Annotated in this window: 16 protein-coding genes; 10 read left to right on the forward strand and 6 right to left on the reverse strand. The window is 73.5% G+C overall.

Going from position 1 to position 14,346, the window contains the following annotated elements; all coding sequences use genetic code 11:
• Window positions 1–57 precede the first annotated feature (57 nt).
• Window positions 58–498, reverse strand: a complete 441-nt coding sequence (locus tag ACZ62B_RS36290; protein ID WP_344569655.1) for an ATP-binding protein — start codon at window positions 496–498, stop codon at window positions 58–60.
• Window positions 499–642: 144 nt separating this feature from the next.
• Between ACZ62B_RS36290 and ACZ62B_RS36295 the strand changes: the two genes are divergently transcribed.
• The 3 genes from ACZ62B_RS36295 to ACZ62B_RS36305 all read left to right on the forward strand — a co-directional run bounded on the left by ACZ62B_RS36295 (window position 643) and on the right by ACZ62B_RS36305 (window position 3,170).
• Entirely contained in the window at window positions 643–873 is a 231-nt protein-coding gene (locus tag ACZ62B_RS36295) for a hypothetical protein (RefSeq protein ID WP_344569653.1), read from the forward strand.
• Window positions 874–949: 76 nt separating this feature from the next.
• Window positions 950–2,437 (forward strand): aminotransferase class I/II-fold pyridoxal phosphate-dependent enzyme, encoded by a 1,488-nt coding sequence (locus ACZ62B_RS36300; RefSeq protein ID WP_468885306.1) that lies wholly within the window; start codon window positions 950–952, stop codon window positions 2,435–2,437.
• 274 nt (window positions 2,438–2,711) lie between these two features.
• Window positions 2,712–3,170: a cyclic nucleotide-binding domain-containing protein gene (locus ACZ62B_RS36305; RefSeq protein WP_344569649.1), complete on the forward strand. Its 459-nt coding sequence runs from the start codon at window positions 2,712–2,714 to the stop codon at window positions 3,168–3,170.
• 23 nt (window positions 3,171–3,193) lie between these two features.
• Here the strand turns inward: ACZ62B_RS36305 and ACZ62B_RS36310 are convergent, their stop codons facing one another.
• The gene (locus ACZ62B_RS36310; RefSeq protein WP_344569647.1) at window positions 3,194–3,811 is read right to left on the reverse strand and encodes a LysE/ArgO family amino acid transporter; all 618 of its coding nucleotides are present in this window, start codon (window positions 3,809–3,811) and stop codon (window positions 3,194–3,196) included.
• Window positions 3,812–3,881: 70 nt separating this feature from the next.
• Between ACZ62B_RS36310 and ACZ62B_RS36315 the strand changes: the two genes are divergently transcribed.
• A complete protein-coding gene (locus ACZ62B_RS36315; RefSeq protein WP_469693680.1) occupies window positions 3,882–4,778 on the forward strand; it encodes a LysR family transcriptional regulator ArgP in 897 nt (298 codons plus the stop codon).
• A gap of 30 nt (window positions 4,779–4,808) precedes the next feature.
• Here ACZ62B_RS36315 and ACZ62B_RS36320 read toward each other — a convergent pair whose 3' ends face one another.
• The gene (locus ACZ62B_RS36320) at window positions 4,809–5,510 is read right to left on the reverse strand and encodes a TetR/AcrR family transcriptional regulator (protein WP_344569643.1); all 702 of its coding nucleotides are present in this window, start codon (window positions 5,508–5,510) and stop codon (window positions 4,809–4,811) included.
• Window positions 5,511–5,642: 132 nt separating this feature from the next.
• Here ACZ62B_RS36320 and ACZ62B_RS36325 point away from each other — a divergent pair, with 132 nt between their 5' ends.
• The 3 genes from ACZ62B_RS36325 to ACZ62B_RS36335 all read left to right on the forward strand — a co-directional run bounded on the left by ACZ62B_RS36325 (window position 5,643) and on the right by ACZ62B_RS36335 (window position 7,657).
• A complete protein-coding gene (locus tag ACZ62B_RS36325) occupies window positions 5,643–6,863 on the forward strand; it encodes a saccharopine dehydrogenase family protein (protein ID WP_344569639.1) in 1,221 nt (406 codons plus the stop codon).
• A gap of 115 nt (window positions 6,864–6,978) precedes the next feature.
• Entirely contained in the window at window positions 6,979–7,242 is a 264-nt protein-coding gene (locus ACZ62B_RS36330; RefSeq protein ID WP_344569638.1) for a WhiB family transcriptional regulator, read from the forward strand.
• A 64-nt stretch (window positions 7,243–7,306) separates the two neighbouring features.
• A complete protein-coding gene (locus tag ACZ62B_RS36335; RefSeq protein WP_344569637.1) occupies window positions 7,307–7,657 on the forward strand; it encodes a DUF488 domain-containing protein in 351 nt (116 codons plus the stop codon).
• Here ACZ62B_RS36335 and ACZ62B_RS36340 read toward each other — a convergent pair.
• Window positions 7,654–9,327, reverse strand: coding sequence for an FAD-binding dehydrogenase (locus ACZ62B_RS36340; RefSeq protein ID WP_344569635.1), 1,674 nt, complete (start codon window positions 9,325–9,327; stop codon window positions 7,654–7,656). The genes ACZ62B_RS36335 and ACZ62B_RS36340 overlap by 4 nt on opposite strands.
• 32 nt (window positions 9,328–9,359) lie before the next feature.
• Window positions 9,360–9,968, reverse strand: coding sequence for a TetR/AcrR family transcriptional regulator (locus ACZ62B_RS36345; protein WP_344569633.1), 609 nt, complete (start codon window positions 9,966–9,968; stop codon window positions 9,360–9,362).
• Between the two features lie 142 nt (window positions 9,969–10,110).
• Between ACZ62B_RS36345 and ACZ62B_RS36350 the strand changes: the two genes are divergently transcribed.
• Genes ACZ62B_RS36350 through ACZ62B_RS36360 form a run of 3 tightly spaced genes read left to right on the forward strand, consistent with a single transcriptional unit; the run spans window position 10,111 to window position 13,405 of the window.
• Window positions 10,111–11,328: an acyltransferase family protein gene (locus ACZ62B_RS36350; protein WP_469693683.1), complete on the forward strand. Its 1,218-nt coding sequence runs from the start codon at window positions 10,111–10,113 to the stop codon at window positions 11,326–11,328.
• Window positions 11,329–11,378: 50 nt separating this feature from the next.
• On the forward strand, window positions 11,379–12,131 hold the full coding sequence (locus ACZ62B_RS36355) for an MBL fold metallo-hydrolase (RefSeq protein ID WP_344569629.1): 753 nt from the start codon (window positions 11,379–11,381) through the stop codon (window positions 12,129–12,131).
• 41 nt (window positions 12,132–12,172) lie between these two features.
• A complete protein-coding gene (locus ACZ62B_RS36360) occupies window positions 12,173–13,405 on the forward strand; it encodes a DUF4032 domain-containing protein (protein WP_468890142.1) in 1,233 nt (410 codons plus the stop codon).
• Between the two features lie 19 nt (window positions 13,406–13,424).
• Here ACZ62B_RS36360 and ACZ62B_RS36365 read toward each other — a convergent pair whose 3' ends face one another.
• The gene (locus tag ACZ62B_RS36365) at window positions 13,425–14,297 is read right to left on the reverse strand and encodes a universal stress protein (protein WP_469693684.1); all 873 of its coding nucleotides are present in this window, start codon (window positions 14,295–14,297) and stop codon (window positions 13,425–13,427) included.
• Between the last annotated feature and the right edge of the window lie 49 nt (window positions 14,298–14,346).

The following is a 14,346-nucleotide window of genomic DNA, read 5'->3' on the forward strand; positions in this document are numbered from 1 at the left end:
TGCCGGTAGAACAAACTCCGCTTCGTCACACGATCTGCCGGGGCCCGTTCCGGCTGGTCAGGACAGGGGCACCACGGCGGTGATGCACTTGCCTCCGGCGGGCAGGTCGGAGACCCGGATGTCGCGGGACAGCCGGCACACGATGGGCCAGCCGTGACCGCCCGGACGGCGGCGTCCCTGCCGGTCGGTCGGCTCCACGACGACGGGCAGCTCGGCGCTGCGGTCGCTCACCGACAGGCGCACGCCGGGGCCGCTCACGTCGACCTGGAAGTCGGTGACCCCGCCGCCGTGCAGCATGGCGTTGGTGGTGAGCTCGGAGGCGACGAGCAGGACGTCCGCCAGGGCCTCGGTGTCGCAGGGGGTGCGGGTGGCCCGGCAGCGTTCGGACACCGCCCGCGTGACGGCCTCGCGGACCTCCGCCGGACGGCAGGGGCGAGGGGGTCCGGCCCGGCGCGCGCCGGGCGGTTCGAGGGGTTCGGTCGTGTGCTCCTCACACATCGTGCGGCTCCCTGATCGGTGACGAAATCGATGGAGAATGCCTCGGACCTCCCTTTTCGGCTCACCTGTCCCGGTAGCGGCAAACCTCCCGGACGTTCGCTGAATACCTGTCATCCGATCGGCGCACGGGGGTACGCGGACGGTATGACCGATGTGGTGGACTCGGACGAACTGATGCGGCGCATCCAGCGGGCACGGGCCTGCGCGGCCCAGGAGGAGCGGACCTGGCGGGCCCGGGGCGACGAGCTGGGGCGGGCGGACACCGGCGATACCGGCGCGGCGCGCGACGCCGAGGTGCGCGGCGTGGCCTACGGGGTCGTACTGCGGGTGCTGGACGAGATCCTGACGCCGGGCAAGCGCGCGGCGCAGGGCTGACCGGCGGGGTCTCGCGGATTTCCGTGCGGGTTTCCGTGCGGATTGAGGCGGGCCGCCGCCGGGCACCCGGGAGTCCATGACGGTCGATCACAGCCGGGCACCGGTTCTGGAAGCACTGGAGGAGTACCACCGCAGCGGACGGCTGGGCTTCACCCCACCCGGGCACAAACAGGCCCGCGGGGCGGATCCCGCGGTGCGCGAGGTGCTCGGGGACGCGGTGTTCCTGGGCGATGTGCTGGCGTCGGGCGGCCTGGACGACCGGCTCACCCGGGGCCGGGTGCTGCAGCGGGCCCAGGAGCTGATGGCCGACGCGGTCCACGCCGACCACACCTTCTTCAGCACGTGCGGCAGCTCCCTGTCGGTCAAGGCGGCGATGCTGTCGGTCGCGGGGCCGCACGAGAAGCTGCTGATCGGGCGGGACGCCCACAAGTCGGTGGTGTCCGGGCTGATCCTGTCCGGGATCGAGCCGGTGTGGGTGGAACCGCGGTGGGACGCCGTACGGCACCTCGCGCACCCGCCGTCGGCCGACGACTTCGACCGGGCCTTCGACGCCCACCCCGACGCGCGCGGCGCGCTGGTGACCAGCCCGACGCCGTACGGCGCCAGCGCGGCGCTGCGGGACATCGCCGAGGTGTGCCACCGGCGTTCGCGCCCGCTGATCGTGGACGAGGCCTGGGGCGCGCACCTGCCCTTCCACCCCGATCTGCCGTCCTGGGCGATGGACGCGGGCGCCGACATCTGCGTGACCAGCATCCACAAGATGGGCAGCGGTCTGGAGCAGGGCTCGGTGTTCCACCTGCGGGGCGATCTGGTGCCGCCGGCGCTGCTGGGCATGCGCGCCGACCTGCTGGGGACCACCAGCCCGTCGGTGCTGATCTTCGCGGGTCTCGACGGCTGGCGGCGGCAGATGGCGCTGCGCGGCAAGGAGCTGATGGGATCGGCGCTGGCGCTCGCCGACGGGGTCCGGGCCGCGATCGAGGAGATCGACGGCATGCACGTCCATGACCGGGACGACTTCTGCGGCCCGGGTCTGGCGGACGACTTCGATCCGCTGCCCGGTGTGATCGATCTCGACGGTCTCGGCATCACGGGGTTCCAGGCGGCGGACTGGCTGCGCGAGCACCGCGGCGTCGACGCGCACCTGGTGGACCACCGCCGCATCGGGATGCAGATCACCCACGGCGACGACCGGGAGACGACCGGGGAACTGCTGTCGGCGCTGCGGGACCTGGGCCGGGCGGCACGGAACCTGCCCCGGGCGCCGAGGGTGGACGTGCCGTCGCCGGACGAACTGCGGATGGCGCAGGCGCTGCTGCCGCGGGACGCGTTCTTCGGCCCGGCCGAGGACGTGCCGGTGGCCCGGGCCGCCGGACGGATCGCGGCCGAGATGGTCACGCCGTATCCGCCCGGTATCCCCGCCGTCCTGCCGGGCGAACGGCTCACCGAGCCCGTGCTCCGCTATCTGCGGACGGGGCTGGCCGCGGGCATGCACCTGCCGGACCCGTCGAACCCCGCCCTGGACACGGTCCGGGTGGTGGACGAGCGCGCCGCCCGGGGGCAGTGAAACAGGTCACGCGCCCCGATTACCCGGACGCCACCGAAATGGTTTATCGTTCACTCATACGTGGTGGCGGAGTCGACCCCCCGTCCTCCGGACACCACCGCTTACGGCCCTGGCTGGCTTCCCCCGTCCAGCCAGGGCTTTTTCATGCCCGGGCGGGGGCCGGCGGCGGGAACCGGACTTCTCGTGTCCGCCGAGGTGCCCCGAACGGCCGCAGCGGCTGAAATGAACGTAGGGAAAGCACCGGAACCGAATGCCCGGCGAGGAGCCCCGCGCCATGACCAAAGCGATCAAACTCCTGACCGCCCTTCCCCCGCCGCAGCGCGAGCGCCTGATGGCACTGGCGCGGGAGGTGTCCTTCCCCGAGGACACCCGCATCTTCGAGGCGGGAGGCACCGCCGACCGGTTCTGGGTGATCCGCTCCGGCGCGGTCTCGCTGGACCAGCGGGTGAACGACCTGCACCGGGTGACCGTCGCCGGTCTCGGCGCGGGTGATCTGCTGGGCTGGTCCTGGCTGTTCCCGCCCCACCAGTGGGACTTCGGCGCCGTGGCCTTCAGCCAGGTGCGCGCCTACGAGTTCGACTCGGCGGCCGTGCTCCGGCTCTGCGAGGAGGACCCGCCGCTCGGGATGACCCTGGTGCGCAGCGTCGCCGAGGTGCTCGCCCACCGGCTGGAGACGACACGCGGCAAGCTGATGGAGCAGTACGCGATGCACAGGCGCGGCGGGGCGCTGTAGCGGCCCCGCGCCCGGTCGCGGCGTCAGGCCCCCGCGATGAGCGTCAGGCCGAGGACGATCATGGTGGCGGCGACCAGTCCGTCCAGGACCCGCCAGGCGGTGGGGCGGGCCAGGAAGCGGCTCAGCAGGCGGGCGCCGAAGCCGAGCGCCGTGAACCAGCAGACGCTGGCCAGTACGGCACCGAGGCCGAAGGTCCAGCGCAGCGGGCCGTGGTCGGCGGCGACCGAGCCCAGCAGGAACACCGTGTCGAGGTAGACGTGCGGGTTGAGCCAGGTCATGGCGAGGCAGGTGAGCACGGCCCGGCGCCGCGAACCCGCCGCCTCGCCCGCCGTCTCCAGTCCGGTGGCGGCCGGACGGAGCACCCGGCGGGCGGCCAGGGCGCCGTAGCCGAGCAGGAAGGCGCCGCCGATCCAGCCGACCGCCGTCAGCGCGCCGGGCCACGCCACGACCACCGCGCCGACCCCGCCGACCCCGAGGGCGATGAGCGCCGCGTCGGACAGGGCGCAGATGCCGACGACGGCGAGTACGGCGTCACGGCGGACGCCCTGGCGCAGGACGAAGGCGTTCTGGGCGCCGATGGCGACGATGAGGGAGAGGCCGGTGCCGAATCCGGCGGCGGCGGTGGTCAGCGAGCTGGTCATGGCGACGACGCTACGGGCGGCAAGGCTCTGCAGTACAGCTAATGATTCTTACGTAGCATTAGCTCTCGTGATGACCGATCTTCCGTTGGACCAGGTGAGGACCCTGCTCGCCGTGGTGGACGAGGGAACCTTCGACGCGGCGGCCGCCGCGCTGCACGTCACGCCCTCGGCGGTGAGCCAGCGGGTGAAGGCGCTGGAGCAGCGCACGGGGCGGGTGCTGCTGCTGCGCACCAAGCCGGTGCGGCCGACCGAGTCGGGCGAGGTGCTGGTCAGGCTCGCCCGCCAGGTGGGCCGGCTGGAACGGGACGCGTACGCCGAGCTGGGGCTGAGCGGGGCCGGGGAGCCGACCCGGGTGCCGGTGGCGGTGAACGCGGACTCGCTGGCGACCTGGTTCCTCGGGGCCCTCACCCGCCTGCCGGCCGACTCGCGGCTCCGCTTCGAACTGCGCCGGGAGGACGAGGCCCACACGGCGGCGCTGCTGCGGGAGGGGACGGTGATGGCCGCGGTGACCTCGTCGCCGGACGCGGTGCCGGGCTGTTCCGTACGGCATCTGGGACGGATGCGCTATCTCCCGGTGGCGAACCCGGAGTTCGCCGTACGGCATCTCGCGGGGCCGCTGCGGGAGGTGCTGCCCGTGGCGCCCGTGGTGGTGTTCGACCGGAAGGACGACTTCCAGGACGGCTTCGTGCGCCGGCTCACGCGCGGACGCACCGAGGCGAGCGCGCTGCGTCACTACGTGCCGACCTCGGAGGGCTTCGCCGAGGCGGTCGCCGCGGGCCTGGGCTGGGGCATGGTCCCCGAGGCCCAGGCCGACCCCCTGCTCCGGGCCGGCCGCCTCACGGTGTTCGCCCCGGACCGGAAGGTCGACGTCTCCCTGTACTGGCAGCAGTGGAAGCTGGACTCCCCCGCGCTGGCGGCGGTGGCGGACGCGGTGACGGAGGCGGCGGCAAAAGCGCTGCGCCGCTGAGGGCCCCTCCGGCCTTCCGCCGGCCCCCGGCTAGGACCCCGCCAGGCTGTTGCCCGCGCTCTCCAGGAGCATGTCCAGTGCCGTCGGATAGGCGCTGGTGACCATGCGGGTGGCCAGCAGGGGCGCGGCCTCGGCGATGCGGGGGTGGGTGGCGGCGGGGAGGCGGGCGTAGGTGGAGCGCCACATCTCCTCGTCGGCGTGGAGCGCGGCGTCGGGCAGGGCCAGGGACGCGGCGTCGAGGGCGGCGAAGGCCAGCGTGGTGTCGATGAAGGCGTGGTAGACGCGGACCGTCTCCGGCAGCGGGAAGCCCGCGGTGCGCAGCACGTCGAGGACCGCCTCGTCGGCCGCCAGTTCGTTCGCCCGGCCGGAGACCCGGCTCGCCGTGAGGACGGCGGCCTGCGGGTGCGACACGTAGGCGGCGTGGATGCGCAGCCCGACGGCCCGCAGGTCGGCCCGCCACCGTCCCGTGGGCCGCCAGCCGTGCAGCGCCTGGCCGATCAGCGCGTCCCCGATGGCGAGGGTCAGCTCGTCCATGCCGCGGAAGTAGCGGTAGAGGGTGCTCGGGTCGCAGTCCAGGGCGAGGCCGAGGCGGCGGGCGGTCAGACCCGTGCTGCCGTGCTCGCGCAGCAGGCGCAGCGCCGTCTCGACGATCAGCGTCTCGGACAGGACCCGGCCGCTCCTCGTCGGCCTGCGGCGCCGTCGGCGCTCCTCGGGAACCACGCGTTTCGGCATCGTCGTCTCCTCGCGCTCTTATGCCAACGCCATTGACCTTATGTCGCCGCACGGCGTTGTATCTCCGGCCAGGGGCCCCGCACACATCCCGGATCCCCGGGGATCCACGAGGCAGAGAGGGAGTGCTCCGTCATGCGTGTACTGCTGGTGGGAGCCGGCGGCGTGGGTACCGCCGTCACCCGGATCGCGGCCCGGCGGCCGTTCTTCGACCGGATGGTGGTGGCCGACCACGACCCGTCCCGCGCCGAGGCGGCGGTCGCCGCGCTCGGCGCGCAGGGGGTCCGGTTCCGTGCCGAGCACGTGGACGCCGGTGACGAGGACGGGGTGACGGCGCTGCTCGAACGGCACGGCTGCGACGTGCTGCTCAACGCCACCGACCCCCGGTTCGTGATGCCGCTGTTCCGCGCGGCGCGCCGCGCCGGTGCCGACTATGTCGACATGGCGATGTCGCTGTCCCGGCCGCACGCCGAGCGGCCGTACGAGGAGTGCGGGGTCAAGCTCGGCGACGAGCAGTTCGCGCGGTCCGGGGAGTGGGAGGAGGCCGGTGCGCTGGCCCTGGTCGGGATGGGCGTGGAGCCCGGCCTGTCGGACGTCTTCGCCCGGTACGCCGCCGACGAGCTCTTCGACGGGATCGAGGAGATCGGCGTACGCGACGGCGCGAACCTCACGGTGGACGGCTACGCCTTCGCGCCGTCCTTCAGCATCTGGACCACCATCGAGGAGTGCCTCAACCCGCCCGTGGTCTACGAGGAGGGGCGCGGCTGGTTCACCACCGAGCCGTTCAGCGAGCCCGAGGTGTTCGACTTCCCCGAGGGCATCGGCCCGGTGGAGTGCGTGAACGTCGAGCACGAGGAGGTGCTGCTCGTCCCGCGCTGGATCGACGCCCGCCGGGTGACCTTCAAGTACGGTCTGGGCCGCGAGTTCATCGACACGCTCAGGACGCTGCGCCTGCTGGGCCTGGACCGCACCGAACCGGTGACCGTGCCCGGCGGGGAGGGCCCGGTGCGGGTCTCCCCCAGGGACGTGGTGGCCGCCTGCCTGCCCGACCCGGCGACACTGGGCGAGCGGATGCGCGGCAAGACCTGCGCCGGCACCTGGGTGCGGGGCGTGAAGGACGGGGCGCCGCGCGAGGTGTACCTGTACCACGTGGTCGACAACCAGTGGTCCATGGCCGAGTACGGCTGCCAGGCCGTGGTGTGGCAGACCGCCGTCAACCCCGTCGTCGCCCTCGAACTGCTCGCCACGGGTGCCTGGTCGGGCACGGGCGTGCTCGGTCCTGAGGCGTTCCCCGCGGGACCGTTCCTGGACCTGCTGACCGCTTACGGTTCGCCCTGGGGGCTGCGCGAACAGTGACCGCGCGCACGGTGTCCCGTTGTTTCACCGCCGGTCGACAGGTGACCCGAAAAGGAGCGAGGCGCCCAGAAGGGCGCCCGCCCGTCTTCACACCGATGATCGCAGGTGACTCTCGATGGACAACTGGCGCGAACGTGCGGCCTGCAGGGCCGAGGACCCCGACCTCTTCTTCCCGATCGGCACCTCCGGCCCCGCCCTGATGCAGACGGAACAGGCCAAGGCCGTGTGCCGACGCTGCCCCGTGCGGGAGCAGTGCCTCCAGTGGGCGCTGGACACGGGGCAGTCCATCGGGGTGTGGGGCGGTACGAGCGAGACGGAACGCCGTGCCCTGAAGCGCCGTACCGCCGCCCGGCGCTCCTCCGGCCGGCCGGGCCGGTGATCCCGCCGTGCCCGGCCCGGTGCGCCGCAGTACGCTCGCTGGACATCGCCGGAAGGGGCCGACCATGAGCGTGCGCGTGCGCCGTGTCTACGAACCGCCCGAGCCGGACGACGGGGTCCGGGTCCTGGTCGACCGGCTGTGGCCGCGCGGTCTGGCGAAGGACGCGGCGCGGGTGGACGAGTGGCCCAAGGGGCTGACCCCGTCCACCGAGCTGCGCCGCTGGTACCACGCGGACGACCGGCCGTACGAGGAGTTCCGCGAACGCTACGAGGCGGAGCTGGCGGCGCCAAAGGCCGCCGAACTCCTCGACCACGTGAGGGAACTGGCCGGGAAGGGCCCGGTGACGCTGCTGACCGCGTCCAAGAGCCCTCAGACCGGTCACGCGGAGGTGCTGGCCCGCCTGCTGGAGGACTAGGCGGTCCGCTCGGCCGCCGCGCGCCCCGCCGCCCGGCCCGAGAAGAGGCAGCCGCCGAGGAAGGTGCCCTCCAGGGCGTTGTAGCCGTGGACACCGCCGCCGCCGAAGCCCGCCACCTCGCCGGCCGCGTACAGGCCCTCGACGGGCTGTCCGTCGGCGCCGAGCGCGCGGGAGTCGAGGTCGGTCTGGATGCCGCCGAGGGTCTTGCGGGTGAGGATGCTCAGCTTGACGCCGATCAGCGGGCCGGCCGCCGGGTCGAGGATGCGGTGCGGGGTGGCGACGCGGCCGAGGCGGTCGCCGATGTAGCGGCGGGCGTTGCGGATGCCCTGTACCTGGGCGTCCTTGCTGTAGGCGTTGGCCATCTGCAGGTCGCGCGCCTCGATCTGGCGGCGTACGACGGCCGCGTCGAGCAGCGGCTCGTCGGTGAGGGCGTTCATCTTCTCGACGAGCTGTTCGACGGTGGGGGCGGTCACGAAGTCGGCGCCCTTGCGCAGGAACGCGTCCACCGGGCCGGGGGCGCCCTTGCCCAGCACGCGGGTGCGCAGGAAGCCGGCCCGGTCCTTGGCGGTGATGTCGGGGTTCTGCTCGGAGCCCGACAGCGCGAACTCCTTCTCGATGATCCTCTGGGTGAGGACGAACCAGGAGTGGTCGTGTCCGGCGATGTCCTCGGTGGTGCGCAGGTGCTTCAGCGTGCCGAGGGTGTCGTAGCCGGGCAGACAGGGGTCGGGCAGCCGGCGGCCGAGGGCGTCGAACCACATCGAGGACGGTCCGGGCAGGATGCGGATGCCGTGTCCGGGCCAGATCGGGTCCCAGTTGCGCAGGCCCTCGGTGTAGTGCCACATGCGGTCCCGGTTGACCAGGCGCACGCCCGCGCGGGCGCTGATGTCGAGCATCCGCCCGTCGACGTAGGCCGGGACCCCGGTGACCATCTCGCGGGGCGGGGTGCCCAGCCGCTCGGGCCAGTACCGGCGGACGGTGTCGTGGTCGGCGCCGATGCCGCCGCTGGTGACGATCACGGCCTGGGCGGTGAGCTCGAACTCGCCGATCGCCTCGCGGCTGGAGGCGACACCGCGCGGTGCGTCGTCCTCCGCGAGCACGGTGCCGCGCACCCCGCGCGCGGTGCCGTCCCCGACGACGAGTTCGTCGACCCGGTGGCGGTGGTGGAAGGTGAGCAGTCCGTCGCGGACGGCCTGCCGGGCGTACCGGACGAAGGGGGCGACGACGCCGGTCCCGGTGCCCCAGGCGATGTGGAAGCGGGGCACGGTGTTGCCGTGGCCGTCCGCGCGGAGGTCGCCGCGCTCGGCCCAGCCGACGGTGGGCAGGAAGGTGATGCCGTGGCCGTCCAGCCAGGACCGCTTCTCCCCCGCCGCCCACTCGACGTAGGCCCTCGCCCAGCGCACCGCCCAGGAGTCCTCGTCGTCGAGCCGGTCGAAGCCCGCGCTGCCCTGCCAGTCGTTCCAGGCGAGGTCGAAGGAGTCCTTGACGCCCAGGCGCCGCTGCTCGGGCGAGCCGACGAGGAACAGCCCGCCGAAGGACCAGAAGGCCTGCCCTCCGAGGTTGGCGGCGTTCTCCTGGTCGACCAGGGCGACCCTGCGGCCCCTGCTGGTCAGCTCGTGGGCCGCGACGAGGCCCGCGAGTCCCGCTCCGACGACGATGACGTCGGCATCCATGGCGACCGTCCCTTCCTGTTGCGCGGTGGCTGTCATCCGGTGAGCAGCGCGGTCAGCAGTTGTCTCAGCCAGGTCCGGGCGCCCTCGACGTCCCGGTCCAGCAGCAGTCGGGTGGTGACGCCGTCGTAGGCGGCGACCACGGCGTGCGCGGCGCCCGCGGTGTCACCGAGCACGGCGGGCAGTCCGGTGTGGCCGCGGGCCCGGGCGAGCCGGTCCTCGATGGCCCCGCGCAGCCGCGCCCGGTGCTCCAGCAGGGTGCGCGCCACCTCCGGGTCGCGGGCGGCGTGCACCAGGAAGTCGGTCTTCACCAGCAGCCAGTCGCGGTCCAGGAGCAGGACCTCGGTGACGCGGTCCACGGCGGCGGGCACGTCGAGGTCGGGTCCGTCCTGGGCGAGGGCCCCGGCGACCTGCTCGGCGATCAGTTCGGCGCGCTCCGTGTAGAGGGCGAAGAACAGTTCGTCCAGGCCGGCGAAGTTGGAGTAGAAGGCGCCCCTGGTGTAACCGGCGGCCTCGCAGACCTCCTCGATCGAGACGTGCCCGAAGCCCTTGGCGGCGAAGACGGAGAACGCGGCCTCGAGCAGGTTCGCGCGCGTGCGCAGCCGGCGCCTGGTGACACGCCTCTCCGTACCGCCCACCGTCATGGCCGCCCCTTCGTCCGATACGGGAACGTATCCGATACACCGGTGTATCGAAAGGCCCTGGAGCGGCGAAGTCCGTGCCGGAAGCCTGTCCTCCCCGCCCCCGCTCCCCCACACTGGGCCGCACCCGGGCGGGGAGGGGCCGATGGGCGCGGACACGGAGCGGGGGCCGGAGGCCGGCCGGCGCGGCGAACTGGACGTGCTGCGCGCCCTCGTCGTCCTCGGGCTGGTGTTCTTCCACACCGCCCTCGTCTTCTCCCCGGACGACGACTTCTACGTCAAGAACGAGCGGACCACGGACGCCGTCACCGTCCTCGCCGGGTTCGGCGTGGTGTGGGCCATGCCCATGCTGTTCCTCGTCGCCGGTCTCGGCGCCCGGCACTCGATCCGCCGGCGGGGACCCGCCGGGTTCGCCCGGGAACGGCTGCTGCGCCTGGGCGTCCCGCTGGTCTTCGCGACGGCCGTGCTGTGCCCCCTCCCCCAGTGGCTGCGGCTGCGCGCCGCCGGCCCCGGGTACGACGAGCCGTACGGGAGGTTCTGGGCGCGCTTCCTGTCCGTGCGGCCGGACCTCGCCGACTTCCCCTTCGTCCTGGAGGGCGACCACTTCGAGACCGGGCACCTGTGGTTCGTCGTCCTGCTGCTCGCCTTCTGTCTGCTGCTCGCGCCGGTCGCCGCCCGGCTGGCGGCCGGCGCCGGCCGTGTGGCGCCCGCGCTTTGGAGCCGCCCCGCGCTGCTCCTGCTGCCCGCGCTGCCGCTCGCCGCCGTCAACGCGCTGCTGGGCATGGAGGAGGGCTTCGCGGGCTGGAACCGCTGGGCGTACCTGCTGTTCTTCGTCCACGGTTTCGCCCTCGCGGACGACGGGCGGGTGCGGGAGGCGACGCGCCGCGCCGCGGTCCCCGTGGGCGTGCTGGGTGTGGTGCTGTTCGCCGGGACCGCGCCCGGTTTCGTCGCCGGGGACGACCCGTTCACCGCGTGGACCCCGTCCGCGCTGGTGACCAGGGCGCTGTTCGGGGCGGCCGGCTGGTGCTGGGTGATCGCGATCCTCGGCCTGCTGGACCGGCCGCGGCGCCCGCGCGGACGAAGCGTCCGGGGCGTCCGGGGCGTCCGGGGCGGGATCCTGCCGTATCTGGCCGTCGCCGCCCTGCCGCTGTACGTGCTGCACCAGCCGGTCGTGGTCGCCTTCGCGTACGGCGTGGTCGGCTGGTCCGCGCCGATGGCCGTCAAGTACGCGGTGATCGTGGCCGCCTCCCTGACGGCGGTCCTCGCGCTGTACGAGTACGGAGTGCGCAGGTGGGCGGTGACCCGGTTCCTGTTCGGGATGCGCCCGGACCCGCGCACCCCTCCGTCCGCGCCCGCGCGGTGATCTGCTTTCCTACTCGCCTCGGACGGCAACGACTTGGACTCGGGACGATCATGCGAGCAACCGTGCGGCACGTCGCGGACGGCACCTTCCTGGTGCACGGCACGAACACCAACTGGGTGATCCTGACCGAGGGGGACGCCGTCACACTGATCGACACCGGCTACCCCGGCGACCGCGAGGGGCTGCTCGCCTCCCTCGCGGAGGTGGGGAGTTCACCGGAGGCGGTGACGGCCGTACTGATCACGCACGCCCACAGCGACCACCTGGGCTCCGCCGAGCACCTGAGCGCCGCGTACGGCACTCCCGTGTACACCCACGAGGCCGAAGTGCCGCACGCCCGGCGGGACTTCCTGCACCAGGTGACCGTCGGGCAGGTGCTGCGCAACGGCTGGCGGCCGGGTGTGCTGCCCTGGGCGGCGCACGCCCTGCGCTCCGGCGGGACGGCGGACGTGGCGGTCACCGCGCCCGAGCCGTTCCCGGGGGCCGGTCCGGGGCCGCTCGACCTGCCCGGCCGGCCCGTGCCCGTGCACACGCCCGGCCACACCGCCGGGCACTGCGCGTTCCACCTCCCGCACACCGGGGTGGTCGTGTCGGGCGACGCCCTGGTGAGCGGCCATCCCACCTCGCGGACCGGGGGACCGCAGATGCTGACGGACATGTTCCACCACCAGCGCGCCACCGCCGTGGCCTCGCTGGACGTCCTGGCGGAGCTGGACGGCGACCTGCTGCTGCCCGGACACGGCCCGCTGCACGAGGGGCCCGTACGGGACGCCGCCCGGCTGGCCCGGGAGCGCGCCCAATAGGGTGAGACGACGATCGCCCACGAGACGAGGACACCCCCGCCATGGCACTGCAGATCAACGCCACCAACCCGGAGCACCCCGCGCTCCTGTTGGAACTGCCGTGGCAGCTGCCGCTGGAGGAGTGGCCGGAGGAGTACCTGGTGCCGCTGCCGCGCGGCATCTCCCGGCACGTGGTGCGCTACGCGCGTGCCGGCGACGAGGTGATCGCGGTCAAGGAGCTCGCCCGGCGGCCCGCGCTGCGCGAGTACGAACTGCTGCGCGACCTGGACCGGATCGGCATCCCGGCGGTGGACCCGCTCGCCGTGGTCACCGGCCGCACCGACGCCGCCGGTGAGCCGCTGGAGAGCGTGCTGATCACCCGTCACCTCGGCGGCTCGATGCCGTACCGGTCGATGTTCGAGACGACGCTGCGCCCGGCGACCATGCACCGGCTGATGGACGCGCTCGCCGTGCTGCTGGTGCGGCTGCACCTGGCCGGGTTCGCGTGGGGCGACTGCTCGCTGTCCAACACCCTGTTCCGGCGCGACGCGGGCGCCTACGCCGCGTACCTCGTGGACGCCGAGACCGGGGACCTGCACCCGGAACTGAGCGTCGGCCAGCGCGAGTACGACCTCGATCTCGCGCGCGTCAACATCAGCGGCGAGCTGCTCGACCTGGAGGCCTCCGGGGCGCTGCACCCCTCCGTCGACCCGATCGAGTTCGGCACCGAGATCTGCGCCCGCTACCAGAGCCTGTGGCAGGAGCTGACCCGCACCTCCGTCTACCCGGCGGGCAAGCACCACTACATCGAGCGCCGCATCCGCCGGCTGAACGACCTCGGTTTCGACGTGGCCGAGATGCAGATCGAGCACGCCTCCAACGGCGACACCGTCACCTTCGTGCCCAAGGTCGTCGACGCCGGTCACCACCAGCGGCAACTGCTGCGCCTGACCGGCCTGGACGCCGAGGAGAACCAGGCCAGGCGGCTGCTGAACGACCTGGAGAGCTGGATGGCCACCCAGGACGACTACGCGCCGGGCGACCCCCTCGGCGCCCGCCCGGAGGTCCTCGCCCACCGCTGGGTGCGCGAGGTCTTCCGGCCCACCGTGCGGTCCGTGCCGCCGGAGCTGCGCGGCCCGATGGACGCCGCGGAGATCTACCACGAACTGCTGGAGCACCGCTGGTACCTGTCCGAGCGGGCGCAGCACGACATCGGGCTCGGCACGGCCGTCGAGGACTACATCAGGAACATCCTGCCGAAGGCGCGGGAGACGCTCCGGCCGACGGACGGCTAGCCGGCCGGAGCGCGCGGGGTCAGGCCGGCGGAACGACCGCCACCGGGCAGTCCGCGTGGTGCAGGACGCCGTAGGCCACCGAGCCGATCCTGGCCCCCACGGCCGTGCGGTGGGCACGGCGGCCGACCACCATGAGCTGGGCGGTGCCCGCCACCGACAGCAGCACCTGTCCGGCACTGCCCATCTCCACGTGCTCGATCACGTGCACGTCGGGGTAGCGCTCCCGCCACGGCGCGAGGGCCGCCGCCAGCGCCTTCTGCTCGAACGGTTCCAGGCCGCCGGCCTCGTCGAGGAGCTGGAGCGAGGCGGGGCTGTAGGCGAACACCGGCGGCAGGGCCCAGGCCCGCACGGCGCGCACCGTGGCCCCGCGCCGGGCCGCGGTCTCGAAGGCCACGCCGAGCGCGGCGGCGCTGTCCTCGGGGTCGCCCTGCTGGCCGACGACGATCTCGTGTCCGGCGACCTCCTTCGACGCCCGGTCCCCGGCCCGCACGAACACCACGGGGCGCTCGGCGTCGACGATCACCTGCTGGCCGACCGAGCCGACCAGGAAGCCCATGATCCGCCCGTGTCCGCGCGAGCCGAGCACCAGCAGCTCCGCGTCCACGGCGGCGCCGGTCAGCGTCCGCACGGCGTCGCCCTCCAGGACGTCCGTCGTCACGGCCAGGCCGGGGTGGCGTTCACCGACGGCGCGGACCGCCTCCTCCACCGACGCGCGCACCCACTGCTCCTGGGTGGCCCTGTCCCCCGTGTCCACCGCGTCGTGCGCCTCGAACCGCCAGGCGTGCACCACCCTGAGCGGCAGTCCCCGGCGGTCCGCCTCCCGCGCGGCCCAGGCCAGCGCGGCGAGGCTCTCCCCGGTTCCGTCGATCCCTGCCGTGATCGGGCGCGTCATGCGGTTCCTCCCGGTGTCGTGTCCGCTTCGCGTGATCCAGTCTTCCCCA

It is taken from the genome of Streptomyces sp. NPDC053426 (genome assembly GCF_055585405.1).